We start from the raw sequence: 25365 nt of genomic DNA, 5'->3' as shown, positions 1-25365 counted from the left end.
TTTAGGATTTTCGCTTTTGTACAACCGACTTGATTTGAAGATGAAACGCATCTAATTCATAACCAAATTGCTGATGAAATTCCGCCTGTATCGTTTTTTGCAATGCATACAATCGATCTGGTAAAGAATAAGTAATAGGTAGCTTTAGCTGTAAAGTAATCGTAGCTTGCGCTAGATCGCCTAATACGAATTGGACATGCTCGACTTTCTGAACAATATCTTGTTTTGCACAGCAATACGTTAGTAGCTGCACATAAACATGCTTACCAATTTCAATATATTCTTGTTGAAAATCAGGACGAACAATCGTCGTCTCCCCTATTTTTTCACGCTTTGTAGAGAAAATCTCCATCCCTTTTTGAACGAGTCGTTTAAAAAAGTTTTGCTCGACTTGTCGGTACGGTATTGGCATCACATGCTTCCCTTGCGTCTGTCGAATAAAGCGAGCTTTTGCAATTTCTTTTTGAGAACGCACATCCTCAACATAGTAATATGTATCGATCGGACCAAGCTCAAGCTGACGAGCTATCGTGTTAGTCATTTTATCTGACGTGCCAATCAGCAAAATCGACTGTACCTTATATGTATCAAGTGCTTTTTTTACTTCATCACGATGTGTATCATCTGTAAAAATAGCTCGACGAACGGCAGTTATCGTATTTTTCTCAAATTTCGCGGAAATTCCAGCTACTTTCACACCATTTACAATGAGAAGACCATCATCAATAAGAGCCTCTACCCCGATTTTATGGGCGAAAACTAGTGCGCTTGTACTTTTCCCTGTTCCACTTGGACCACTTAAAGAATAAACATCCATGACTGACAGCTCCTTTCCATTTTATGATAGCAGAAACGTTACATTTTTTCCGTCAAAATTACTATTTCCAGCATTAGATCAATTATGCCTCGGTATAATTGTAGCTGTCGCTTCGCTTTCGCACAGATAAACAATGCGTCCGGAATCGGCTTTGTGCTTAGGCCTGCACGAGGGCCGACATGATGTCAGTCATTTCGGTAATGCCACAGGACGTGGCGTTTTACCGATGCAAGTCAGTTAGCCGTTATCGCATGAATGCGATGATTTTAGGCTAACATCCTTTTTAAGAACTCCTTTCCGATTCTGCGACATCCGCCGGAGGCTTTGGGCCAACAGATGTTTTTTGCGCGAAAGCTTAGTGCTAACGTAGCGGCAGCAGAGGGTTTTGTTTGTGCGAAAGCGCAGCGACAGCAACAGCACCGACGTTGGTCACTAAGTCATTGCCACAGGACGTGGCGTTCTTAGACTGAGTTCCTCTCTTTCAGCGGATTTTGGACCTCGCCGAAAGAAGTTAAATCATTCCCGCTAGTCTACGCATACATCTTCTCCATTATAGAAATATATTCTTTTTTCAGAATAACTTTCCCTTTATATGATTGAGTATGATAAAATGTGAACTACTATTCTGTTATATAACTATAAGGAGTGTACTAGTTTGAAAATCGTACCATCTAAAAAAATGTCTTTATTTACACCAGCAATTTTCGGAGATTTAAAAAACCATGCGAAGCAACAGGAAGCGCAAGGCATGAAAATGATTGATTTAAGCTTAGGTAGTCCTGACCTTCCCCCTCATGCTAAAATTCGCGAGCATTTATCGTATAGAGCAGGTTTAGCAGAATCCTACGGCTATACATTAACAGGCACGCAACGTTTTTATGATGCCGTTAGTCGCTACTATAAACGTCGTAGTAATGTAGATTTAGATCCCGCTTCTGAAATCATTCAAACGATCGGCTCTCAAGAGGGCTTAGTCCATTTACCAATCGCCTTTTGTGATCCAGGAGATATCGTACTATCCACAAACCCAGCTTACGTGGCCTATGATGCAGGAATTCATCTAGCAGGCGCTACACCTTACTATATGCCTCAAACAGCTGACAACGATTATTTACCAGACTTAGATGCTGTTCCTGAAGAGATTGCGCAAAAAGCAAAACTACTAATTTTAAACTTACCAGGTAACCCTGTACCTGCAATGCCTTCAATCTCCTATTTTGAAAAAGTCATTGCCTTTGCGAAAAAATACAACATCATCGTTCTACATGATGCAGCATACTCTGAGTTCTACTTTACTGGTGATGGCCCAATTAGCTTCTTAGCCACTCCTGGCGCAAAAGAAGTTGGGATGGAAATTAACTCATTATCGAAAAGCTTTAGCCTTGCTGGTACACGTATCGCTTATATTGCGGGTAACGCTGAGATGATTTCGATTTTAAAACAATTAAAATCAAATTTAGATTTCGGTATTTTCGAACCAATTCAAGATGCTGCGGTCGTAGCACTTGATAACGCAGAAGAAATTACAGCAGACCTACGTGCAACATTCTCAGAGCGCCATAAAACATTAATGAACGGCTTACGTGCTTTAGGATGGGATGCAGCTCCTTCTGAAGGTGGCATGTTCGTCTGGGCAAAATATCCGTACGATATTGATTGTACAGAGCTAGCCTTTAAACTAATTGAACAAGCTGGCATCGTGACAGTTCCTGGTACAGTATTTGGCTCGGCTGGACAAGGCTATTTACGTTTAGCCTTAGTACAACCGAAAGAAATGTTACAAGAAGCTGTTGATCGCTTAGCACAAGTGCAAATTACATCACAAAAGTAATCTTATAAACAATATGAAAACCCTTCTAACTTTAATGGTTGGAAGGGCTTTTTCTATAGCTTACAACGTTATAAACTTCATCCCCATGCGGATATTGATAATAACATTCTTGTCCAGAATACGTATTGATTAATTTTAGTTTTTTAGCCTTGAGCCCTGTTTCCTCAAATAATTCTCGATGGGCAACTTGCTCTAATGTCTCACCTAGCTCCATTGAACCCCCAATTAAACCCCATCAACTATTATCTATACGAAGCTGTAATAAACCTGTTGACGTTTATTAATAACAATTATACAAGCACCACACATAATTAACGGCCTGGTTCCAACTACTTTACGCAAATCTTTTATATATCCCATAAAGCCCTCCTTTATCTTTAAACGCTCTTATTCGTTAAAATTGGCAGGAATTTTCACTAACACGTAGTATCCAGTCCACATTTGTGTCGACACAATCAAGTTTTCGCCATGTCTTTCAAAGAAGAGTCCATTCCCCTCCTTTTGTTTGAAAATCCAACCATTTTGATTAAGCATATCTTTGATCATTTCATCAGCTGCGGATATATTTCCTCCCTTTATTACATACCATGCTTGACCGTTTTCGTTCGACAAGTTAACCATTTGGGTCTCGGAATCATTTATTTTTTCTATCACTGTTTTTTTACTTAAATTTTCTATTGGGAGTGGAGGAAGATAGAGTTTGTTGTTAAATACGAATGCTCCAACTAGGAAAATGATTAACCCGATTGTTACTAACATCTTTTTCATAATACACTCTCTCCTTTTAATATAATATATTACTAATTTTAATTTTTGATTTCCACATATTATATTCCATTACATTAATGACCAAAGGAGGTAATTTACTTAGTTAATCAGACGTCAAAGTTAGCAAACGAAATAATGAAGGGATGAGATTTTTTGAAGTATAATATTTTGGGGTGTCTAGTGGCTGTAATAATAGTCTTGAGTGGCTGTTCAACAATTCAAGAAAATGATATTTCGTTAGAGCTAGAACAAGAACAATCGTATGCACCCATGGTAAATTTAAATGGAACAATCTATGCCTCTTATGACTTAACAAAATATGAAAAATATTCAACGGGAGAAGTATTTGGTGAAATAAAAAGAAGGGTACCATCCTCTGATATCGAAAACGAGAATTTAACTTCCAATTATTACGATGAAGGTACAGTCATTTACAATGTCAAAGAGGATAACGAAATTTTTCTAATCGAAGAGTCGCCTGGTATTTATTCCATTCTAGAAAAATTAGAGTAATGTTTATATCATAGGAGTCCTTATAATTAAAATCATAGTTTACGAGATATCTACCCTATATGACAGACACTTAAAAAAGTCTCGCTTATAGGGTACTTTTATTCATAATGAGCCTAACAATTAGATGGAGCTTATATTACTATATCCCAAGCATTGGAAGATGCTTTCGAGTATGATACGTAAGTGCCAAAGCAATACACTGTTTTACTTCATTTACTGGTATTTCATCATTTACAGCAAATACAATCGCTCGGTTCCCTTCATAGTTGAATACATCTCTATAAACCTCTTTAAATGTATCAATTAGCTTCGTATTACAGTTAAAATACATGGCATATTGATCTGGATTTGACTGTTTCCAACCTAGTCTAATTGTACTCCCTTTTTTTGTGATATAACTTGGTTCTCCCCATTTTAACGTTTCTTCCACATGATCAACGCTTTCTGACTCCATTGCCGTATCTAAAATTAACTGACGAAGAATCAAAAGTTTCGACTGAATGTGTTTAGGGTACTGTTTGAATACTTCCTCCACCTTGATATTTTCAATTGCACTCATTTTAATCATTCCTTTGTTAATAATATATACAAATATTTTTAGATACTTACCCGTACAGATTTAGCGATTAATATATTTCTATAAGCAATTCAACATGAAAGCTATTTTATCGAAATATATATTTCTACTTGTCCGTTCTCTTGGTTAATATCCTTGCTATAATATTCAAAATCCCCTGTAAATGCTCGGTTGTTCCCTGGCTGCTGTGACCATTGCCAAATATCAGCCCAAGTACGCTGAATCATTTCTATAATTGGTCCACGTTCTGTAACGAATACAGCATATTTTGCAGCAGGAACAGTAAATGCTTTTATCATATTTAGGTTTTGAAGTTGTAATTCTTCCTTTATAAATACGCTGACCATTACTTCATAAAGTCCCGCATCTCCCTGTTCATAGTTGAAGTAACAGCTATAATGACCATCCTCTTGTATATGAGCTCCAAGCTCCTTACCAATATTTTGAGAATGGAACTTTTCGAACAACTTACCAATTTTTCCATCTTGACTTTGTTCGGCTTCATTTGTTGTAACGGTACTAATTCCAGCTAATGTGAAGGAGGGTAATACTTCAATTCGGCTAGGTTCAATTCGTTTCGTAGGGACGTTATCTTCAGACAATACGTGATTCCCGCCAGTCATACTATTTTGTTCGTTTTGTTTCATCCTAAATCATTCTCCTTATAATAGAATAAAACCAGTATAAAACACTCAACCTGACAACTGATTGTCATGTTACTTTGTCATTTTTATAAATGATCGCTATTTTTTCAGCACGACTAGCAATGATTTCCCGTAAATGATGAGGCTCAAGCACCTCTACATGATGTCCCAAGCTAAGAATGAAACTATAAAGCCATGCATTTTCTGGATACGCCTTTTTTACTAGCCAACTTCCATCTTCAACTGGCAAAAGTTCTTCAATACCAAACCATTCTTCTGCTAAATGCCGAGCTTCATCCTGGAATCGAAAGACAACTTCTAGTACATCGGATGGCTTGAATTCACGTTTGCCTTCGACCCGTTTCTGAGTAGCGGGAACTCGACGAATGAAGTTTCTATCACGATCTAACTCGAGCCCTTTCATTCTTTTTAGTTTAAAAAGGCGAAACTCTTTTTTCTCTAGACAATAAGCTTGTAAATACCATTGCCTCCCTTTGAGCATGAGCATATGTGGCTCTACTATTCGCTGTGATACTCCACCTTCTGCATTCGAATAGGTGAAGTACACTAATATACAGCTATCTATTGCTTCTACCAGCACATGAAGAAGAATTTCAACATAAGACAAATCGCGTACTAATCGATTACTCTCCTTGGGAAGGTATTGAACGTCTCCGTCCGAAATTACAACTATTAGAACGACGCTATTTATTTTTTCAACAAGTTGTTGGTGTTGCTCTTTGCCATATGAAGTGGAAATACTGCGAAGAGCGGTAACGATAGTAGCAAGCTCGTCATTTGTTAGCAAATTTCGATCCAAACGGTAACCTTCTGCCAAACCAATGCCACCGTTTGTTCCTTGATAGGTGACGATCGGGATGCCAGCTGCATTAATTGAGTCAATATCTCGGTATATCGTCCGAATGGATACCTCAAACTGCTCCGCCAGGTCCTTAGCCTGCACCTTTCGACGGTTAAGTAAAAGAATAATAATTGATAAGAGCCTTTCCAGTTTCAAAATATGTAACCTCCGTTTCGATGGTAAATAATTCTTAGAGAATATTTGATTAGATGATGTTGATCGTTTAGTACAAGTGCAAGTTACACCACAAAAATTATCATATAACAACATAAACCCTTCTAACTTTAATGGTTTGAAGGGTTCTGTTGCGTATATTAATTTTTCATAATGAAAAGTTAAATCCGAACATCATTTTCTTTCGTGTTCAAAAAAATCTGTAAATTAATCGGTAAGTAATTCATTCTCTGTTCCCTACATCCATTGCGACCCAAATCCCTAATATAAGGTTAACATATTGACACCTCTTAAACGGAAGATTCTTATCGTTAATGCAATGATCAATTTAATAAAAAAACAGCTACTGCACTTCCGCAGTAACTGTCTCTTCATTACACATCATATTTTTGATGAATCTCATCCGTATAACGATTATAACGATGTTTATATAGCTTAAATAAATGGGTTACAAGCACTTTTAAGATGGCATAGCCCGGAATCCCTAAAATGACACCTGGTACGCCAAATAGAGAACCAGCCGTTAATAACACAAATATAATTGTAATTGGATGGATACTCAGTGATTTACCCATAATTTGTGGAGAAATAAATTTCCCTTCAATGAGCTGTACGACCGTCCACACAATGGCTAGCTTAATCAGCATGAATGGCGATGTAACAAGAGCGATAATGACCGCTGGTGTAATGGCGATGACAGGCCCTAAGTATGGAACCACGCTCGTAATCATAGCAAGGAAGCCAAGCAATAAGGCATATTTCATACCGATAATTAAAAAGCCGATAGTCACCATTGCTCCTATACACATGGACACTAAAATTTGTCCTTGAACATAGGAACTAATTTGCTTGTCCATGTCTTGTAAGATTTCTGTTACTTCTTTACGCATACGTGGCGGACAAATTTTTATAATAAAACTCGGTAGTTTTTTACCATCTTTAAGTAAGTAAAATAAAACAAATGGCACCGTCACTAATGATAGAACAATTCCAGTTAACGCTGAAACGAATCCAGTAATTCCAGATGCTACACCTTGCGCTAAATTCGTAGCCGTATCTTTTACCGTATCCACCATATCTGTAGTAAAATTCTCTACCATTGAATCATAATTTAAGTTAACTTTATCTAAGTACTCATTGAGACGTGCATTATTGAGAAACTCAGCAATATTTTGTGTAAATGCCATAAAATATCCTGGGAATTCCTGTGCTAAATTAGTAAACTGGTCTCGTAAAAACGGATAGACAAGTACTACTAATAACGTAATGATGCCAATCAGAATGATATATAGAAGAAAGATACCCCAAACTCTTGGGATTCGCCATCTTTCGAAAAGGCCCAATATCGGACGAAGTAAATAATACCCAATAATGGCTAATACCCCTGGTAGAATAACTACCTCAAATAAAACTTTTAGCGGGGTAAATATAAAGGAAACTTTTTGGAACATAAAAATAACGCATGCTAATAATAATAAAACAATCAGTGTAAAAAATAAGTTTTTACCACCGATAAAGCGAATAAACTTCGTTGAAAAGAAATTCGAACGCTCATTTGATCTGTCTTTTTCCATCTAATCACCCCAATACCAATCCTATATCCTTATTTTACAAGATGATGTTGGATTTTGCGAAAAATCACTCTAAAGGAATTCCTAAAAATTTACGTAAAAATTCTTTGTTTTTCTCTACATCCATAACAATTGAATCACCGACACCTCTAAAGCTTTGGAAATTATAACTACCTTCAATTGGAACTGTTGCTTTTTCTATATTGACTTTACCTTTCGACACCATCTTCAGCACTTGCTTAACCTCTTCTGCTGATGAATAGTCTGTTGTTATATACCCTTGTGCTGCACCAACGAATTTTGGTAAATTCACCATATTTTGAGGTGATAAAACTTCATTCTTTAAGGCTTCAATAACCTTTTGCTGACGTGCTACTCGACCAAAATCTCCTTCAGCATCGTGACGGAATCGGGCAAAGCCAAGTAATTCTTGCCCGTTTAAGTTATGAACACCTTGTTTTAATGAAACCCCAATATTTTCGGACATATCTTTGTCTACATCCATTTCAACACCATTTGGCGCTAAAATATCTACAAGAGATTCAAAATTTTTAAAATCAATAATGGCATAATGATGAATCGGTAGGCCAAACATATTAGTAATCGTATCTTTTAATAATTGAACACCGTCTAAATAGTACGCAGTGTTAAGCTTATAGGATTTATAGCCTGGAATATCTGCATAAATATCTCGCATGAGTGACACGAGCTTCATATCATTTGTTTTCTTATTCCACGATAATACCATCATTGTATCTGTACGTGATTTTTCTTCACCACGAGTATCGATCCCTAATAATAAATAGTTTTCCACATCACCATTTACTGTATCGCCCTTGAAATCCTCTTGGGCTACCTTTGTATCACTTGCCAATTTGAGTCCACTTCGATATTGCATAACGGAATAACCTGCAATTACGATGACACAAAGTAATAGCAATGTGAAGAATGCTCTCCCTTTACGCAAGCGCCGTTTTTGGGGGCGCTGCGAGCGTCTTGAATAATCTTGCTCTTCCATAACTGTTAACTCCTCTATTTTTTATAGTAATGTAACGATTCAATGTAAAGAAAGGTTCATTTTATAGTATGTTGCGAATCCTTTCATTTACTATTTAAAGGTTATTTTACACCCTTTTTGCCAGGAATGAACCAAATAATGCTATAATATTTTCACGACAGAAAGGATGATGAACATGATTGAGAAAGCTACATTTGCTGGCGGTTGTTTTTGGTGCATGGTAAAGCCATTTGTTGAATGGGATGGTATACATAAGGTCACTTCCGGCTACATGGGTGGCCATATAGACAATCCTACTTATGAGGATGTCAAAAAAGGGACTTCTGGCCATATAGAAGTAGTCGAAATTGAATTCGACCCAAGCGTTTTTAGTTATGAGCAGCTCCTTGATATATACTGGATGCAAATCGACCCTACAGATGCTTTTGGTCAATTCCATGACCGTGGTGAATCCTATACGACAGCAATCTTTACTTATTCAGATGAACAAAAACGCATTGCAGAAGCTTCTAAAGAAACACTAGCAAACAGTGGTCGCTTTGATAAACCTATTGTAACCACAATTCGCGATGCTAAGTACTTCTACCCTGCAGAAGATTATCATCAGGACTTTTATAAAAAAGAGTCGGAGCATTATCAGAAAGACCGAGCGCTTTCTGGCCGAGATCAGTTCATCGCTGGGCATTGGGGAAAAGAGTAATTCTTTAGATTACTGTTAAAAAAAGCAAGTTATCATTAAAAACACGTATTTTGAAAGACATTTAGTCAAAATACGTGTTTTTCTATATGTACGCGATTTCTCATATACCACCTAGCTAAAGAACAGCTAAGATGAAATTTGTTTTAGAGTCAGCTCTTTAATGTTTATTATTCGCATGCTAACTCCTCGCGTTAACTCATTCATCTTTAATGGACCTTTTTCGTTATATTGTTTTGAAAATAAAAGTCGTTTAAAAGCAAAAAAATGAGTTGTACGAAATTGTTGACAAACTCATTTTTGTGGATGCATATTAATTTTTCTTATCATTATATAAAATTTCTTTTCTCATTCAAAACCCTTAAATATTGACTGGTAGTAGTTTGTTAGAACCACCATCAAACTAACTATAAAAAACACATTTTATTCTGTATCATATGAGTAGGGCTTTATTGCAATTCCTAATTATAATTGACGTTATCATGCCACTTAATTTTATCTTTAGAGAAAAGTTCTAAATATAGAAAGATATAGCCTTTCTATAGCACGCAATTAATAACTTACAGAAGTAATAAGAAAGAAAGATACATTAAAATAATGAAAATCAAAATGGAGAAAAGGGAAGAAATAATATAAATACTACGATTTGATGGATTAAATATACCATCCTGGATTTCTTTCCTTTTCCTTGAATATTGAAAAGTAGCCAAAACTCCTATTATAAAACCAACGATACATGCGAAGATGCCAAGGCATATCGCTACGATATGAATAAAATGATTCGAGTTAATTTGAATTGTAAAATGCAAAGAAGTGGTCAAAAACCCCACTCCTACAATAGAAATACTAGTCCGGATCCAAGCTAAATAAGTTCTTTCATTCGCTAAATGCTGCTGAGCAAATTTTACACTATCATCCGCTACTTCTTTCCATTTATTGAATACCTCCATAAACGGTAACCCTTCCCTATCCTTTTTTAAAATTCTCGAATTCTATAGATAGATATGATGTTATTGCTTTACTAAATACTCTATTATCGCTTGATACGCATCGATTCCTTCTGATTTAGGCGAATGATAAGAAGATAATTTTACAATGACTGTATCAGCTTTTGATGCAATGTGTATTCGCTGGTCAAACTTTCCTCGAGCTGAATATCCCCCATATCGATCATGGCTAACCCACCATTGATTATGATAAGAGAATCCTGAAAGATAATCATGAGTACTTTCCGTAAGAAATTTTGGGTTCCCACCTTTTTGAATTTCTCTAATTATATGTTCCGGAATAATTTGTTGGCCATTATAATAACCATCGTTGCACATCATATCACCAAAACGTACCAAGTCTCGCAATGTAGCCCGCATACCACCACTGGCTATGTCTGTACTGATTTGATCTAAGTGCATCAAGGCATTTTCTTCTGCACCCAATTTAGACCATATCAATTCTTGAATTAATTCTGCTAAATTTTTTCCTGTTAAGCGTTTGACCAACCAGCCCAATGTTTCTGTTTGCCCATTTTCATATTTAAATACAGTACCAGGCGGTATATCTTTTTTGCTTGATAACATAAATTCGTATAGGTTTTCTGGTCCATTATAGTTATCAGGTTTTGGTATTGAACCAGAAGCAATAAAAATTGGTGTCCCACGGCCTATTCCCATTGGCGTGTTTGCTTCCATATATTTCACAGGAACTTGCATATCAAGCAATTGCTGAACAGTTCCCTCACCAAGTCCTGTGCCTATTAATTCAGGAATGTAAAAAGAGGCCCTTTTTTTATAATCCAATAATCCTTCATCAGCCAGGAAACTAACAATCAATCCGACAAATGACTTTGTAGCAGAGTTCAATGCATGCGGCTGATACGATTTATATCCATTAAAATAATTCTCGTACAAAACTTTTCCTTTATGCAACACTAAAAAAGCATCTGTATTCGTTCTTTCAAGATACGATAACACACTTTCATCCTTATTCACGTAAATATTTTCCAGATCTAATGAATCTTTAGAGTATGATAAAAGGGAGGGCTTATGACTTCCTCTCCAGATAATACGGCAAGGACTCAATTCACCGATATGACAATACCCTTGCAAATTATTTTTTGAAGTAAACCAATTATCCTTTGTCACGATATCCGCTGGATTTGGCGGAAAAGCTTGCATTTTATTTGTTAAGTTCTGCATGACAATCTCTCCTTCATTAAAAAGAAGGCTCTATAAGCACATCTTCTTTTGATTCTTTACCTTTATTTCTAATCGTTAGTGCTGCAATTGCCCCTGCCAATGCAGTAGCGATTAAAAACCAAAAAACAGCAGTATAAGATCCGTTGAAAATAGTAAGAACAAACCCAATGACCATTGGTGAAATCCCCCCGGCAATCTGTCCGCCAAAGGAAACAAATCCTGTCACAGACCCCGTTAATTCCTTACCTGAATACTTTATAATCATTGTGTATAATGATGTTCCGATAAACGAGATGGAAATAGCATTGAAGGTCAAATAAACAATCCCAAGAGCGACAGATGTTGCATTAAACATCAAAAATAGAAAGACACTGGAAGATAGTAATCCTCCCATTGCTAGGTATTTTTCTCTTCCAGCCATATACTTATCTAAAATCAAGCCACTTACATTAAACATGATAAAGGAAGCAACATAGGGAATGGCCATCAAGACACTTGCAGATAACAAGTCCAAACCTTTACTTACCAAATAAGAAGGCATCCAGGTAATCATTCCCCAATTCACCATATTAGAAAAAAATTTCGTAAAAAAGAAATTCCAAAAATTATTGGTTTTAAATACCATTTTGTAAGGAATCTTATTTTTATTTTGTTCCTTATTGTTTATTTGGTTATCTTCTGGGGATTTCAGAAAGATCCAACTGGCCCATGCTATAAAAACTCCTAGAATTCCAATGCTGACAAACATCCATCTCCACTCAAAAGAAACCAACAAGAAACCTATTGCAACGGAACCTATGACACCACCTGCTGTTTGTGCAGATAGAAAGAATGAACTGGCCCTTCCTCTTTCATTTTCGCCAAAGTTGTCAGAAATCGATTTCATACTGGCAGGAAAGACACTACCTTCTGCTATACCAAACAGGAAACGAATTAAAAGTAGTGAAGTAAATGACCAGGCAAGACTTGTAAGTGCAGTAAAAAGCGAAAATCCTAAGATGGAAAAGACCAACACCTTTCGTGCACCATACTTATCGGTAAACCACCCTCCTATTGGATGCATCAGAGCGTAACTGAAAAAGAAAATACTTAAAACCAAACCTGATTCAAAAGAATTAAGGTCCAAAGCTTTCTGAATTGGAATGATGGCTACATTCATTGATGTTTTATCAATGTAACTTAATACCATTCCAATAAATAGTAGAATGATAATAATAGATTTACGCCTCTTATCAGAAGCATATACTTTCATTTTGATTCACTCCTTTTTGAAGTATCGCTATAGATTCTTCCCCTTTGCGGTATTCCTTTAATGGTCATAATCGTAACCAAACTTAACAAATTTCAAAAATACCATTTATCAGGGCTTCCATTATGCATCTTTCTAATTTACCGAACGTGCTGTTTCTTCCCAGAAAGGTTTTCTCAGCTCTTTCTTATCAATCTTCCCTAGCATTGTTAACGGTAAAGACGTCTCAAAAAAGATCTCTTTTGGAACCATATAAACTGAAGTACGTTCTTTACAAAACTCGATTAATTCTTCCTTCTTACAAGTTTCACCCTTACGCAGTACAACAAATATACAGACCGCTTCACCCCAATCGTTATGTGGTATGCCAATGCAAGCGCTCATCGCCACCTTAGGATGCTGATTCACGATCCTTTCTAATTCAGCAGGGTATACATTAAAACCGCCAGAAATGATCAAATCCTTTTTACGTTCGACAATATGAAGATATCCGTGTTCATCCAGTTTTCCAATATCCCCCGTAAAGAACCAGCCATCCCGATAAGCTTCTGTTGTCAGGTCTGGTCTTTTGTAATAACCAACGGAGCCAGAAGGGGTTTTGACAGCAATCTCCCCCGGTTGCAATGGTTTCACGTCTCGCCCATTATCATCAACCAAGCGAATTTTGCTGAGCATACACGGTTTTCCGCAGCTCTTTAATACATCAAGATTGTTCTCATAAGCAAAAAGGTGATCGCTTTTTGTAAGTCTAGCAATCACAATACTGCATTCAGTCATCCCATATTGCTGTCTAAAAATAGGTCCAAAAATTTCAAGTGCTTCTTTTAGACGTACTGAAGAGATGGGTGAGGAACCATAGTTTATATTACGCAATGAGCTGACATCATAGCTTCTTCTCTTAGCCTCATCTATCAATCGGTAAATAATAGTTGGAACTACAAAAGTGCTCGTAATCCGTTCTGTTTGTACAATCTGCATAAATACTTCTGGATGAAATGCCTTCATGATATATACATGACATCCCGATGCTAATGACCTCTGTAGTAACACACCTGCAGCATGAATAATGGGTGTACAAAACAAAACCTTGTCTTGGTCATCGTAAGGATATTCCATACATGAAGCCATGAGTGATGCACCAAAGCCCTGTTGAGAGTGCATGACCCCTTTTGGCGTCCCTGTTGTACCACCGGTGTACGATATAATTGCTAAGTCATCTAACGAGGCAATAGGGAACGCTACGCTGCATTTTTTATCATCTAAATCAATAGAATAAAATTCGTCTGGGTATTCAACACCAAAACCTGGCAGACCAATAACTGTTACATTGTTTTTACCTGTCTCTTTTTGATAGTTAAGGACAGATTCTACATGCTTCTGAGTTGCCATAATAACAACTTGGGGCTCGGCATCACTCAAAATAAACTCAATCTCTCTAACACCCAACTTATCATTTAATGGGACAACAGTTGCCCCACATAAACTTACAGCTAGATTATATACAACATTTTCAATACTATTTGGAATCAGAACTGCAACATTCCTTCCAATCTGTACGCCAAGACGTAATAGTTGGCTTGCTACCGCCTCAACATTAACCCTTAATTCTCTGTAAGAGATAGTTACATTTGTATCAACACAAGTAAGTGCTGGCTGATAATCAAATTTGTTTATACTATTGAACAGAAAAGCCTGAAAAGTTAAAGTATCCATAAAAACTTCCTCTCCCTAGTAAAATATAAAAATAGTTGTTTTCAATTTGAAACCTCGATTTTATAATCGAATGAGTCATTCTTTCTTTTTATTTATTCAGTAATTCCTTAGCAATCATATTTTTCTGAATTTCAGATGTACCAGTCAGAATCTTAAACATACGTACGTCTCTGTACATTTTCTCAACAGGGTGCCCTTTCATTAACCCTTGTCCGCCAAAGATTTGAACTGCCTTGTCAGCAACCCGATTAGCAACCTCAGAGGAATACAATTTAACCATCGATGCACTTCCTCTTATATCTTCACCGTGATCAATCTTTTCAATCACATCGTAGAGCATGCAACGTGCCGCGTATATTTCAGTTGCCATTTCCGCTAACATATGTTGAATTGCTTGAAAATCTCCAATTGGTCGTCCAAACTGAATCCGCTGTTTGGCATGATCAATAGATAAGTCTAGTAGTCGCTGTGCTACCCCAAGGTATGTAGCTCCCCAAGAAGCCCGATTTTCATTTATTCTGCCGAGTCCGAGCATCAACCCCTTGCCCTGTTGACCAAGAATATTGGCAGATGGCACTCGGCAATGATTAAAGATTAGCTCGGCTGTGCTCCGTTCTCCGGAAATTGGAACCTGAATGTTTCCTAATTCAAAACCTGGTCTTCCCTCTAATTGTTTCTCTACAATAAAAGCAGTTACGCTTTCACTAGCTGGCTCCACAATCTCCTTTGCCAAAACAATAGCCCAATCTGCATATGGAGCAGCGCTAATAAAATGCTTTTTACCATGTAATATATAGTTATTACCTTCGCGAACTGCCGTGGTCTGAATGGCACGGGCGTCAGATCCTGCCCCAGGTTCTGATAATGCAAAGCAACATCCCGCTTCAGCATTAATCACTGGCATTACATACCTTGTTAATTGATCCGGAGTAAATATTTTTAACATCTGACCAATGCGTAAAGGTCCCCCTATTTCACCTAAAACATGCCCCCATAAAGCCGCCCCTGATTTTGCCAGTTCTTCTTTTAGGATACATAGCCCTTTTAGGCTAAGTGACTGTCCCCCTACCTCCTTAGGAAGGTTGATACCATAAAACCCAAGCTCCTTTGATCGCTTTCTGACCCATTTAATGTGTTCCATTGGAATCTCTTGTTCTGAATCAATTTCATGTTCACTTTCAAACGGTAACAATTCGTTGTAAATGAACTCAAGTAACCTCTCTTTTAAATGTTGAATATTCTCGATTTGTACTGTTCCATGCATACTTTACTCCTTTCCAAAACACATTCTTCCTAAATTAGAAAGCGGTTTCATTTATAAGATTTTCAGAATACTTTTAATATTCTTAATGGTTATTTTATATATGGCTGTAGGTAAAGTAAAATGGTAATATATCATATACACTTGAATTAAATTCATACTAAGGGGGTAACGTTATGCATTTAGAGCAATTAAAATATATTGTTGAAGTAGCTAAAACACGTTCGATTTCCGTCGCTGCCCAAAATCTTCATGTTTCTCAATCTACCATTAGTAAGGCAATTACCAGTTTAGAGCAAGAATTACGCATTCATTTGTTTACACGTTCACGGTTAGGCGCCCTGCCAACCGCAGAGGGTAAAAACATTATTAAAAAAGCGTATGAAATTGTCATGAAACTTGAAGAACTACAGGAAGAAGCACAAGAGCAAGCATCATTAATAAACGGAGAATTAAATTTATCGGCCAGCCCTAGCTTCTTTCTGCCAATTTTACTAGGAACGTTATCAAACTTTAAAAATGAATATCCTAACTTTCGTATTCTCATGACAGAAAAAAAGTCACCAAAAATTATTGAAGATGTTATCCAAGGGAGAATTGACATCGGATTAGCTATGCTTGATGAAATCGATTGGAGCGCACATGAAGAGCTAATTTTTGAAGTCTTATTAGAGGGCAAAATCATGGTATGCGTCAACAAACATTCTCCATATGCATTCAGTGATTATATAACGCCTGAGGAGTTAATAAATGAAACAATAGTGATGTATGATGGGGTAATATGGAAAGATTCCATTTCTACATTTATGAATAAATACGGACCAATGAATATTTTATTTACATCTAACAATACCGAAGTCATTAAAAAGGCCGTTGCAGAAGGTTTAGCGATAAGCTTTTTGATGGATATAGCATTAAAAGATGATCATTATGTTAATAATGGAGACATTATCCCGATTCCGTTAATAAATTTCGAATCTCATCAACGATCTTTCGGATGGGTACGATCAAAGAAAAAGCATTTTTCATTGGCAGCTCGAGAATTTTTAAAATACCTCAAATTTAATATCTCCAAGTTAGAATAACGTATTACAAAATAATTTAAGGAGCCTTTATTTTGGTTCCTTAAATTTAAGGATATTATTTCTCGATAAAAACAGGGTCTATACTGGTCATGGGCTCGTTCGAAATGTTATTTCAAAATTAGAAAAAAACCAAAGTTCCCAAATACAAGGACTCGGCATTTTTTATATGCTTGATACATTAATCGTCAGTTTAAAACAAACAATTATTTATATAATCAAGGGATTTTTCTACTTTGAAGCTTATGGTTAATAACGGCTTATCATTTATCTCTTTAAAATCGAAAAGCTTTAAAAATAACGTGTATAAAAAATTATGAACGGTCTATACTATTAAAGATTTCACTTCAAATCCAATGACAAGGAGGGTTAACCCGATGAGTGGGGCTGACCGGTAACTCAGAAGGACCATCAAAGCTGAATGCAGCTAAAGCACAGTTTCTTAAAAATTTTAAGATCAATGCGGAAGCGAGGCAGTGTGTCATGGAGCACTATAAGTAAGTGAATCAAGCCCGGAATATTAATATTCCGGGTTATTTTTTTATTTTATCTCCTCTTTAGTTATTCTTCATACGATAATGGCAAACTGACACCACGTTGTTGCTTTCGCTTCGCTTTCCGCACAGACAAAAACATGTTGTTGCTTTCTCGCAAAAAACATCTGCGGGCCTAAGGCGATTTAGGACGCATTTATGCCGCAGTATAAGTATAGCCGTTGGATTTTTTTCCTTTTTAAAAACGTGTATAGAAAATGATGAACGGTCTATACTATTTAAGATTTCACTTTCAAATCCAATGACAAGGAGGGTTAACCCGATGAGTGGGGCTGACCGGTAACTCAGAAGGACCATCAAAGCTGAATGCAGCTAAAGCACAGTTGTCTTAAAAATTTAAGATCAATGCGGAAGCGAGGCAGTGTGTCATGGAGCACTATAAGTAAGTGAATCAAACCCGGAATATTAATATTCCGGGTTATTTTTTTATTTTATCCCCTCTTTAGTTATTCTTCATACGATAATGGCAAACTGACACCACGTTGTTGCTTTCGCGCAAAAAAACATCTGTTGCTGTCGCCTCTCTTTCGAGCGAAAAACATCTGCGGGTCTAAGGCGATTTAGGACGCATTTATGCCGCAGTATAAGTATAGCCGTTGGATTTTTCTCCTTTTTAAAAACGTGTATAGAAAATAATGAACGGTCTATACTATTTAAGATTTCACTTTCAAATCCAATGACAAGGAGGGTTAACCCGATGAGTAGGGCTGACCGGTAACTCAGAAGGACCATCAAAGCTGAATGCAGCTAAAGCACGGTTTCTTAAAAATTTTAAGATCAATGCGGAAGCGAGGCAGTGTGTCATGGAGCACTATAAGTAAGTGAGAATCAAGCCCGGAATATTTATTCCGGGTTTTTTGTTTTTGTTTTGTTACTACTATAGGTACCGCCAATATTTCGGAAAATCTAATATAAATTTGACGATAAAAAGCCCAATATCTGCACAAGAAATGGTACAGTGAAGTGTTGAAGATGGAAATAGAAAATTGGAATGGGACTGTGATTAAACCCGAATTAGGAAATGAGACGATCTTTTCATTCTTCAACGAAAATGACAGTTACTTTCCAATAGAACAACAAGTGATGTTAAATTTCCAGGTCCATGATCTAAACGAGACTATTAAGCATCTTGAACAAATTGTTGTACCTCTTGAAAAGGAAAAAGAGATTAGTGAATTCGGAAAGTTTATTTGGATTAAAGATCCTGAAGGTCGACTAATCGAGCTTTGGGAGAAATAGCGGTTTGTAATACATTATAAATAAGGCTGTTTTCTTAAAAATTGTTGCTAAACTAAATCTCGAAGGACAACAAAAAACAGAGCTAATCTACAAAAATGCGTAGAAACAACTCTGTTTTTTTATAGTTCGAAACTAAAGCATCCTTTAGCCCAATATCAAGTAAATGTTAATATAATGGGTATTTAATTTTTTCGTTTAATGTCTCTGCTTGATCTATAAAGGAATCCATATCTGGACTTATAGTATTATTTAATCCTAATCCTACTTCGCGAAGTGTTTCCCGCAACTCTTCAAAATTCTTTTTATCCTCTTCGGTTAAATCTACAAATCTATATAATTCATCATTAGGATATTGATTTAATTTAGAATATAAAAGTTCCAGAATGTCGTTGTTACTTTTAGAAAGCGTTCCCAATTGCTTTCCAGTAGTCATACCAAGCCAAATTCCATTCAATACATCTCCTAATTCAGTTGTAACCAAATTGGGTTCTGACCAATTATCATCAATCTGATTTGCTATTAAACCTTCCAGTTCTACTAAATTACGCTGTACTTCCGTAACGAGAACTTGCTCTTTAACAAAATTCATTTTTATAATTCCCCAAGCTACAATTGCGATAAGAAATATGTTCAAACATATGGAAATTCGAAATAGCACTTTTTTCTTTTCACTCAATTTCATTCTCCCCTCCAACAAAATTTTACCATAAACACCCTTAGTTGTTATCGATGTTTTAGTTTTATGCCTCTTTAGTTGCATAGCAACAACATTTTTTTGAAAATGGCTTTCTGATTTACTGCAACAATTTTGGAGAAAACAACCATAAATAAAAAGGAAGTGCCTAATTCTGTTGAATTAAGCACTTCCCTTTTTCACTATCAATTATGCCTCGGCATAATTGTGTCCGGAGGCTTTAGGTCGACACGATGTCGGTCTCTCAGGCGTTTTCACAGGATGTGAAGTTCTTAGCCTGAGTTCCTCTATTTCAGCAGTTGTTTGGAATCACACTGAAAAGTGACTTAAAACTGCATTCATTTAACCACAAATAGCGGTGGGAGACTTCTGTAATTGTATTGGCAATTTCGTTACAAAAGACTGTTATAGCTGTCGTTCCACTTTCGCTACGAAAACACTTTGCTGAAAGAAGTTAAACTGTTTTCAAAAAAGACTGCAGAGCATCGAAGAAACGCTCGCCATATTTTTCGAATTTTACTTCACCAATCCCACTAACATGTCGTAAATCTTCTAGCTCATTCGGTTTTTTGTCACATAAATCACGTAATGTTTTATCAGAGAACACAACAAATGGTGGTACCTTTTCCTCATCTGCAATCTCTTTACGTAATAATCGTAAATGCTCAAATAACGGATCATTGTCTACAAGCTTACGCACAGTAACAGCTTCTTTTCTCATGACTTGTTGATTCCCGAGTAGAACTTCTTTGCCTTCCTCTGAAACATAAATGGTTGGAAACGTGCCATGTTTAACGGCAAGAACGCCCTCAGCAATTAAAAACTCAATAAAGGTTGAGACATCCTTTGATGAATATTGCCCTTTTAATATGCCATAGGTAGACAGCCTTGCAAAGCCAAATTCAGTGACCTTTTGATTTTTGGAGCCTATTAACACTTGGGCTACCATCGTCTTACCGAATTTTTGCCCCATCCTTACGACACAGGCTAACACCTTTTGTGCATCTACCGTCACATCTTTCACTTCTCGTCCATCATTGCAATTACTACAACGGCTACAAGGCGTCCCCGGTACTTCGCCGAAATACGTTAAGATGGCATTTTGTAAACAGCCTTCTGTATGGCAATAATCCACCATCGTTTGCAGCTTTCCTAATTCCTGTGCAATCCGTGTTTCATCCTGCGTCTGTTCAATTAAAAAGCGCTGTGTTTGAACATCACCTGATGCATACAGTAATATACAAGCACTTGGTAAGCCGTCACGCCCTGCACGTCCCGCTTCCTGATAATAGCTCTCCATATTGCGCGGCATTTGATAATGAATGACGAAGCGTACATTACTCTTATCAATACCCATTCCAAATGCATTGGTAGCTACCATAATGCGCGCCTCATCTTTTAAAAAGCGCTCTTGCTCTGACATACGCATGTCCTCTGATAGTCCCGCATGGTATTTTGCAACAGCTTCGCCCGAACGACTTAACTGCTCATAGATCGCGTCTACAGCCTTCCGTGTAGCCGCATAAATAATGCCCGCTTCATTTTTATTTTTCATTAAATAATTTTTAATGTAGCGCTCTTTGTTTTCACCGATTAACACAGAGAAAGCTAAATTGTCGCGTGAAAAACCGGTAATGACAGTTGATTGCTCGTCAATGTCTAATAATTGTCTAATATCATCACAAACAGCTGGTGTAGCTGTAGCAGTAAGTGCTAAGACAGTTGGTTTTTGCGGCCACAACGTAAATAATTTTTGGATTGCTCGGTAGCTTGGTCTAAAATCATGCCCCCACTGAGATATACAGTGTGCTTCATCCACAGCAATCAAAGGTACAGATAAATTCGATAATACTTGTAAAAATGTTGCACTTTCTAATCTTTCTGGCGCTATATAAAGAAGCTTTAAATAACCCGCACTTGCAAGTTGGATCGTTTCATTCACTTCTTGCACGGTTAAGGTACTGTTTATATACGCGGCTGGAATATTTGCAGCACGTAATGCTTCTACCTGATCTTGCATCAGAGAAATCAAAGGGGATATGACGACTGTAAGGCCATCTAGCATGAGCGCCGGAATTTGATAGCAAATTGATTTACCTCCGCCAGTTGGCATCACACAAAGACTTGATTGACCTCGTAATGTTTGTTCAATAATTGGTTCCTGTCCATTGCGAAATGAATCATAGCCAAAATGATGTTGTAGCATTTGTCTTGCTTGCTCCATCCAACTTTTCACTCCTCAGTTTTTAGACGAATAAGCTGATACTCGCCTTGTTCATTTTTATTTATTTCATATACCATCATAGAGTTCGCAAGTGCCTCTTGACCCGTAGAATTTGTTAGAACATATTCCGTTTTGGCACGAACAACAATAGTTTGTCCTTCCATGTTGATATTTTTAATCGTCGTATTGGAAAAATAAATTTGCGCATTTTTGGAAGCGTAATAGGCAATCATATTATCCAAGGTGCTTTGTAAATCGTTTGTACCTATGAAAGATTTCAAGACATTAGCATCATGAACGTCAACGGCTGCTTTTAATTGCTTATGAAATGAATCTAAAAACACTTTTATTTCATCGGCATTAACAGCAAAAATGTTCTTTCCATATTGATCAATTGCTTGCTGGACTGCTTCCTTGTCTCCCTGTTCTATATACGGGTACAAATTTTTGGCTTGAGCTAGTCGATTACTTGGCTTCATACCACCTTCACACCATTCATCCAATAACATCACAATATCTTTAAATGGCAGTATAAACGGCTGTGATACACCGTTTTCCTTGCGTTTAAAATAGATGCCCACTAGTTCACCATTCTCCTCGTCTAGAACAGGACTCCCAATACGTGTATTTTGTTCTGCATCTATGTAATAAGCTGCTACTCGGTCACTATATTTTTGAATGATGTATGGTAAGCTATCGACATAAACAGCTTGCTGATTTAATTCTCCATTATAGACGGTCGGCACCTTTACCGATACGTGATATGGTACTTCCAAAATAGCTATATTATAAGCTGTCGATAAATAGTGCACTTCAGCTTCCATCAGTTTATCATTATTAAATTGTACAAGCGCAGTTGGCTTTGAAGCCACGAGCGCCCCGTTCGTCACAATATACAGCTTACCGTCCTCTTTTTTGATAATAATCCCTGCACCGATTCCATTCTCCCCAACTACTTTTACTTCCGGTACAATTTTCTCTTGCTGCTTCGTTACAGCCTTTCCCGTTTTCACATCGGTCTTTTTACTTTGAACCACCTCTGCAAATGTTTCATTGCCACAGCCCGTTAAAAGTAAAGTTGTTGCTCCAAGAATGAGCATCTTTTTCCACATACGTTCACCAAAACTTTCTTCTATTATACATATTCCTATTCTATCATAAACAAGGTTACTCTACGTTTCAAGTTTACATAATAATATTATTAATAAATCCATATTATAAAAATACCGCTCCTACTTTTTATTAAATTCGTTTTACCTATAAAAAACGACTCTTTTTTAGCTTTGCAATGAAAAACGACTTATACTATGCGGATAAAATGTTATAAAAAAAGACTGTTTTCTCAAAGATTGTTGCTTCTGGTTTGACTATCTTCTTCAACTAAAGCATCTTTTTCTAGTTTTGCTTGACGTAAATTCCTTTCTATTTGTCATAAAAGCATCTCTATTTTAAAATACCTGCCATATTTTTAATTAACTATAAATCCTATCTTTATGCGGATTTTAAATAAATTCGTACCGAATATAAAAAGTTGCACCGTCTTACCTCTTTGGATATGGTTATCTAAAGGGCTTTTTTAGTGAAAAGGAAAAGAACATTTGAATAAAAAGATTGATTAAAAAACTATTGAATGACAATTAATTGTTCTATTAAAGGGCTATTGACTAACCCTAAAGCAAGATAGGAGGAATTGAAAATGGAAGAGATTAAAGAAATTGTAGCAGAAAGAAGAACCTATACACGTAACCAAAACACTCATTCCCATTGTTATGCTCAGTTAATTTTGCCTCTCCAAGGAGAACTGTATATTAAAGCAGGGGCACAGGATATTCAACTAGACCACCAAACATTATTTTTTATTCCTCCTGAGTGTAATCATACTTTTCATTCAGCTGTACGTAACGAGTTTTTGGTTTTAGATATTCCTCATTTTATGCTAACTAGTAGAAACCTATATAATAAAGGAATTTCCTTCAAATTAGATAATCAATGGAAAGGAATTCGGTATCTTATCCTGAATGAAATCGATAAACAATCTTTACAGTGTTCTGCTCTTAAAGACCTATACCCCTATATTTCACATTATTTACTTCAAGAACAACAACCTAAATCTATTAGGTATATTCACGAACATTACAATGAGAATATTACGGTAAATAAACTGGCTTCACTTGAACATTACAATCGTACATATTATTCGGATTGGTTTTTAAAAGAAACTGGGAAATCCCCTTCAGTATATATACAGGAAGTTCGTTTGAATAAAGTAAAAGAATTGCTACGGGATACAGATTTACCCATTTTACACATCGCAATTCAAGTAGGTTTTGAACATCAATCTTCCTTAACACGTTTATTCCAAAAATATGAGGACAAAACACCAAGCCAATTTCGAAAAAAATATAGAGAAAATACCCCTAATAAATTGGTATAAACTAAGCAAATACTGAAATTCGGATAAAATTATTCTGAATTTCAGTTAAAAATTGTTATCCGATGTTTGTAAAATTTTAATATGGACTTGGTTAAAGGCCAAGTTACTTCTTGATACCTGTGGTTCTTTCTGTAATCACGGTTCTTTTTTTGAGAAGTTACTTCATTTAAAAGGAGCAAAAAGATGGAAACAGTTTTAGGTTTATTTTTTACACTTTTATGGTCATCTGCAGCAATAGCTACAAAATTTGGCTTAAACTCTACCACGCCTTTGGTATTGGCAACTACTCGCTTTCTGATCGCTGGAGGTTTACTATTTCTTTATGTTTATTTGTTCAATAAAAAATATCCTTGGCCTCGGGCACAGGAATGGATCCCATTAATTTTTTTAGGGTTATTAAATACAACAATTTATCTGGGTGCAACCTTTTGGGCATTGAATTATGTATCAGCAGGCTTATTTAATTTATTTGTTACAACAAACCCTTTTGTAGTTGCTTTCCTGTCCTCCATATGGTTAAAACGGAGAGTAAGTTTACAAGAATGGATAGGAATGGTCATCGCAGCATTTGGCTTGTTAATTGGCATATGGCCATCTATCACAACTAGTGAGGCTAGTGTAAATGGATTGATTATTTTGGGACTAGGAATGGGATCAATGGCGATTGGAAGTGTTTATTTTAAAAAAATTAATTTACATCTTCCGGGGATTGTCATTAATACTTGGCAAGTGTCTATTGGTGGAGTTATTTTAATCCCTATAACTTATATTCTCGAAAAAGAAAATACTTTTTTAAAATTGGATTATAATTTGCTTGGTTCGTTAATTTGGTTGGTGTTCTTTATTTCAATTGGCACAATGTTACTATGGTTTTATCTGTTGAAACAGGATGCGGTTAAGGCTAACAATTGGCTATTTATGACGCCAATTTTTGGATATCTATTAGCTGCAATATTTTTAAATGAATCTATTACTATGTTTGATATTACAGCAACAGTATTTGTGGTAATGGGCTTATTATTTTCAGGAAATATAGCCATCCTCCCTATCAAAAAACGCCCAAATAGAATCCGAAGATTTAGTCATGATTCAAGGAGGAAAAATGGTAAATAAGATTTGGCTAGTGCTTACCAATTAGATTGAATTAGGGCACAGAAATGATTAAATTGGATTTATTAAAAGCGTGTTTGGTTCAATCTTTTTTCAAACACGCTATTTTTTGTTCATTTATCAGGTTTATTAATATCAATC

Annotated in this window: 22 protein-coding genes and 1 pseudogene; 7 read left to right on the top strand and 16 right to left on the bottom strand. The window is 36.4% G+C overall.

Annotated features, from left to right (window positions below; translation table 11 throughout):
* Position 1: 1 nt before the first annotated feature.
* Positions 2 to 817 (bottom strand): hypothetical protein, encoded by an 816-nt coding sequence (locus ACQKMI_RS10940; protein ID WP_427488784.1) that lies wholly within the window; start codon positions 815 to 817, stop codon positions 2 to 4.
* A gap of 655 nt (positions 818 to 1472) precedes the next feature.
* Here ACQKMI_RS10940 and ACQKMI_RS10935 point away from each other — a divergent pair.
* Positions 1473 to 2648: an aminotransferase class I/II-fold pyridoxal phosphate-dependent enzyme gene (locus ACQKMI_RS10935; protein WP_427488782.1), complete on the top strand. Its 1176-nt coding sequence runs from the start codon at positions 1473 to 1475 to the stop codon at positions 2646 to 2648.
* Between the two features lie 58 nt (positions 2649 to 2706).
* Here the strand turns inward: ACQKMI_RS10935 and ACQKMI_RS10930 are convergent.
* Both ACQKMI_RS10930 and ACQKMI_RS10925 read right to left on the bottom strand, forming a co-directional pair.
* A pseudogene (locus tag ACQKMI_RS10930) lies at positions 2707 to 3008 on the bottom strand (NUDIX hydrolase); the annotation flags it as partial.
* Between the two features lie 27 nt (positions 3009 to 3035).
* Positions 3036 to 3416 (bottom strand): hypothetical protein, encoded by a 381-nt coding sequence (locus ACQKMI_RS10925; protein WP_427488780.1) that lies wholly within the window; start codon positions 3414 to 3416, stop codon positions 3036 to 3038.
* Between the two features lie 153 nt (positions 3417 to 3569).
* Between ACQKMI_RS10925 and ACQKMI_RS10920 the strand changes: the two genes are divergently transcribed.
* On the top strand, positions 3570 to 3929 hold the full coding sequence (locus ACQKMI_RS10920) for a hypothetical protein (RefSeq protein WP_427488779.1): 360 nt from the start codon (positions 3570 to 3572) through the stop codon (positions 3927 to 3929).
* A 139-nt stretch (positions 3930 to 4068) separates the two neighbouring features.
* Here ACQKMI_RS10920 and ACQKMI_RS10915 read toward each other — a convergent pair whose 3' ends face one another.
* The 5 genes from ACQKMI_RS10915 to ACQKMI_RS10895 form a co-directional block, all read right to left on the bottom strand.
* The gene (locus ACQKMI_RS10915; RefSeq protein WP_427488777.1) at positions 4069 to 4488 is read right to left on the bottom strand and encodes a DUF1801 domain-containing protein; all 420 of its coding nucleotides are present in this window, start codon (positions 4486 to 4488) and stop codon (positions 4069 to 4071) included.
* A 101-nt stretch (positions 4489 to 4589) separates the two neighbouring features.
* Positions 4590 to 5153 carry a GyrI-like domain-containing protein gene (locus ACQKMI_RS10910; RefSeq protein WP_427488775.1) on the bottom strand — a complete coding sequence of 188 codons (564 nt, stop codon included), beginning with the start codon at positions 5151 to 5153 and terminating at the stop codon, positions 4590 to 4592.
* A 64-nt stretch (positions 5154 to 5217) separates the two neighbouring features.
* On the bottom strand, positions 5218 to 6168 hold the full coding sequence (locus ACQKMI_RS10905; RefSeq protein ID WP_427488773.1) for a helix-turn-helix transcriptional regulator: 951 nt from the start codon (positions 6166 to 6168) through the stop codon (positions 5218 to 5220).
* A 392-nt stretch (positions 6169 to 6560) separates the two neighbouring features.
* Complete coding sequence (locus ACQKMI_RS10900) at positions 6561 to 7760, bottom strand: AI-2E family transporter (RefSeq protein WP_427488771.1); 1200 nt, start codon at positions 7758 to 7760, stop codon at positions 6561 to 6563.
* Positions 7761 to 7824: 64 nt separating this feature from the next.
* The gene (locus tag ACQKMI_RS10895; protein WP_427416933.1) at positions 7825 to 8775 is read right to left on the bottom strand and encodes an LCP family protein; all 951 of its coding nucleotides are present in this window, start codon (positions 8773 to 8775) and stop codon (positions 7825 to 7827) included.
* A gap of 175 nt (positions 8776 to 8950) precedes the next feature.
* Here ACQKMI_RS10895 and msrA point away from each other — a divergent pair, with 175 nt between their 5' ends.
* A complete protein-coding gene (gene msrA / locus ACQKMI_RS10890) occupies positions 8951 to 9475 on the top strand; it encodes a peptide-methionine (S)-S-oxide reductase MsrA (RefSeq protein ID WP_427488769.1) in 525 nt (174 codons plus the stop codon).
* Between the two features lie 557 nt (positions 9476 to 10032).
* Here the strand turns inward: msrA and ACQKMI_RS10885 are convergent.
* From ACQKMI_RS10885 to ACQKMI_RS10865, 5 genes are all read right to left on the bottom strand, one after another.
* The gene (locus tag ACQKMI_RS10885) at positions 10033 to 10422 is read right to left on the bottom strand and encodes a YidH family protein (RefSeq protein WP_427488767.1); all 390 of its coding nucleotides are present in this window, start codon (positions 10420 to 10422) and stop codon (positions 10033 to 10035) included.
* Between the two features lie 60 nt (positions 10423 to 10482).
* Positions 10483 to 11664: a serine hydrolase domain-containing protein gene (locus ACQKMI_RS10880; RefSeq protein WP_427488765.1), complete on the bottom strand. Its 1182-nt coding sequence runs from the start codon at positions 11662 to 11664 to the stop codon at positions 10483 to 10485.
* A gap of 16 nt (positions 11665 to 11680) precedes the next feature.
* Positions 11681 to 12916, bottom strand: coding sequence for an MFS transporter (locus tag ACQKMI_RS10875; RefSeq protein WP_427488763.1), 1236 nt, complete (start codon positions 12914 to 12916; stop codon positions 11681 to 11683).
* A 132-nt stretch (positions 12917 to 13048) separates the two neighbouring features.
* Positions 13049 to 14626: a class I adenylate-forming enzyme family protein gene (locus ACQKMI_RS10870; protein ID WP_427488762.1), complete on the bottom strand. Its 1578-nt coding sequence runs from the start codon at positions 14624 to 14626 to the stop codon at positions 13049 to 13051.
* An 88-nt stretch (positions 14627 to 14714) separates the two neighbouring features.
* Complete coding sequence (locus tag ACQKMI_RS10865) at positions 14715 to 15890, bottom strand: acyl-CoA dehydrogenase family protein (protein ID WP_427488760.1); 1176 nt, start codon at positions 15888 to 15890, stop codon at positions 14715 to 14717.
* A 173-nt stretch (positions 15891 to 16063) separates the two neighbouring features.
* Between ACQKMI_RS10865 and ACQKMI_RS10860 the strand changes: the two genes are divergently transcribed.
* Positions 16064 to 16972, top strand: a complete 909-nt coding sequence (locus ACQKMI_RS10860; protein ID WP_427488758.1) for a LysR family transcriptional regulator — start codon at positions 16064 to 16066, stop codon at positions 16970 to 16972.
* A 1490-nt stretch (positions 16973 to 18462) separates the two neighbouring features.
* Positions 18463 to 18762 (top strand): VOC family protein, encoded by a 300-nt coding sequence (locus ACQKMI_RS10855; protein ID WP_427489322.1) that lies wholly within the window; start codon positions 18463 to 18465, stop codon positions 18760 to 18762.
* 166 nt (positions 18763 to 18928) lie between these two features.
* Here ACQKMI_RS10855 and ACQKMI_RS10850 read toward each other — a convergent pair whose 3' ends face one another.
* The 3 genes from ACQKMI_RS10850 to ACQKMI_RS10840 all read right to left on the bottom strand — a co-directional run bounded on the left by ACQKMI_RS10850 (position 18929) and on the right by ACQKMI_RS10840 (position 22792).
* Entirely contained in the window at positions 18929 to 19444 is a 516-nt protein-coding gene (locus tag ACQKMI_RS10850) for a hypothetical protein (RefSeq protein WP_427488756.1), read from the bottom strand.
* Between the two features lie 466 nt (positions 19445 to 19910).
* A complete protein-coding gene (gene recQ, locus ACQKMI_RS10845) occupies positions 19911 to 21680 on the bottom strand; it encodes a DNA helicase RecQ (protein ID WP_427488754.1) in 1770 nt (589 codons plus the stop codon).
* Positions 21681 to 21688: 8 nt separating this feature from the next.
* On the bottom strand, positions 21689 to 22792 hold the full coding sequence (locus ACQKMI_RS10840; RefSeq protein WP_427488752.1) for a TcaA NTF2-like domain-containing protein: 1104 nt from the start codon (positions 22790 to 22792) through the stop codon (positions 21689 to 21691).
* Positions 22793 to 23376: 584 nt separating this feature from the next.
* Here ACQKMI_RS10840 and ACQKMI_RS10835 point away from each other — a divergent pair.
* Both ACQKMI_RS10835 and ACQKMI_RS10830 read left to right on the top strand, forming a co-directional pair.
* Positions 23377 to 24114, top strand: coding sequence for an AraC family transcriptional regulator (locus tag ACQKMI_RS10835; protein WP_427488750.1), 738 nt, complete (start codon positions 23377 to 23379; stop codon positions 24112 to 24114).
* A gap of 183 nt (positions 24115 to 24297) precedes the next feature.
* Complete coding sequence (locus tag ACQKMI_RS10830) at positions 24298 to 25227, top strand: DMT family transporter (RefSeq protein WP_427488748.1); 930 nt, start codon at positions 24298 to 24300, stop codon at positions 25225 to 25227.
* Positions 25228 to 25365 lie beyond the last annotated feature (138 nt).

It is taken from the genome of Lysinibacillus sp. NPDC097214, assembly GCF_050277945.1.
Classification (GTDB): Bacteria; Bacillota; Bacilli; order Bacillales_A; family Planococcaceae; genus Lysinibacillus; species Lysinibacillus xylanilyticus_B.
Note: the sequence above shows the minus strand (reverse complement) of the source record. Positions and strands in the feature narration are given on the sequence as shown.

Bases quoted from the DNA above. Each gene is read 5' to 3' on its own strand.
- recQ (WP_427488754.1), bottom strand. From the start codon at position 21,680: ATGGAGCAAGCAAGACAAATGCTACAACATCATTTTGGCTATGATTCA.
- ACQKMI_RS10895 (WP_427416933.1), bottom strand. From the start codon at position 8,775: ATGGAAGAGCAAGATTATTCAAGACGCTCGCAGCGCCCCCAAAAACGG.
- ACQKMI_RS10835 (WP_427488750.1), top strand. From the start codon at position 23,377: ATGGAAGAGATTAAAGAAATTGTAGCAGAAAGAAGAACCTATACACGT.
- ACQKMI_RS10865 (WP_427488760.1), bottom strand. From the start codon at position 15,890: ATGCATGGAACAGTACAAATCGAGAATATTCAACATTTAAAAGAGAGG.
- ACQKMI_RS10830 (WP_427488748.1), top strand. From the start codon at position 24,298: ATGGAAACAGTTTTAGGTTTATTTTTTACACTTTTATGGTCATCTGCA.
- ACQKMI_RS10840 (WP_427488752.1), bottom strand. From the start codon at position 22,792: ATGTGGAAAAAGATGCTCATTCTTGGAGCAACAACTTTACTTTTAACG.
- ACQKMI_RS10875 (WP_427488763.1), bottom strand. From the start codon at position 12,916: ATGAAAGTATATGCTTCTGATAAGAGGCGTAAATCTATTATTATCATT.
- ACQKMI_RS10915 (WP_427488777.1), bottom strand. From the start codon at position 4,488: ATGAGTGCAATTGAAAATATCAAGGTGGAGGAAGTATTCAAACAGTAC.
- ACQKMI_RS10900 (WP_427488771.1), bottom strand. From the start codon at position 7,760: ATGGAAAAAGACAGATCAAATGAGCGTTCGAATTTCTTTTCAACGAAG.
- ACQKMI_RS10860 (WP_427488758.1), top strand. From the start codon at position 16,064: ATGCATTTAGAGCAATTAAAATATATTGTTGAAGTAGCTAAAACACGT.
- ACQKMI_RS10910 (WP_427488775.1), bottom strand. From the start codon at position 5,153: ATGAAACAAAACGAACAAAATAGTATGACTGGCGGGAATCACGTATTG.
- ACQKMI_RS10850 (WP_427488756.1), bottom strand. From the start codon at position 19,444: ATGAAATTGAGTGAAAAGAAAAAAGTGCTATTTCGAATTTCCATATGT.
- ACQKMI_RS10940 (WP_427488784.1), bottom strand. From the start codon at position 817: ATGGATGTTTATTCTTTAAGTGGTCCAAGTGGAACAGGGAAAAGTACA.
- msrA (WP_427488769.1), top strand. From the start codon at position 8,951: ATGATTGAGAAAGCTACATTTGCTGGCGGTTGTTTTTGGTGCATGGTA.
- ACQKMI_RS10925 (WP_427488780.1), bottom strand. From the start codon at position 3,416: ATGAAAAAGATGTTAGTAACAATCGGGTTAATCATTTTCCTAGTTGGA.
- ACQKMI_RS10880 (WP_427488765.1), bottom strand. From the start codon at position 11,664: ATGCAGAACTTAACAAATAAAATGCAAGCTTTTCCGCCAAATCCAGCG.
- ACQKMI_RS10870 (WP_427488762.1), bottom strand. From the start codon at position 14,626: ATGGATACTTTAACTTTTCAGGCTTTTCTGTTCAATAGTATAAACAAA.
- ACQKMI_RS10885 (WP_427488767.1), bottom strand. From the start codon at position 10,422: ATGGAGGTATTCAATAAATGGAAAGAAGTAGCGGATGATAGTGTAAAA.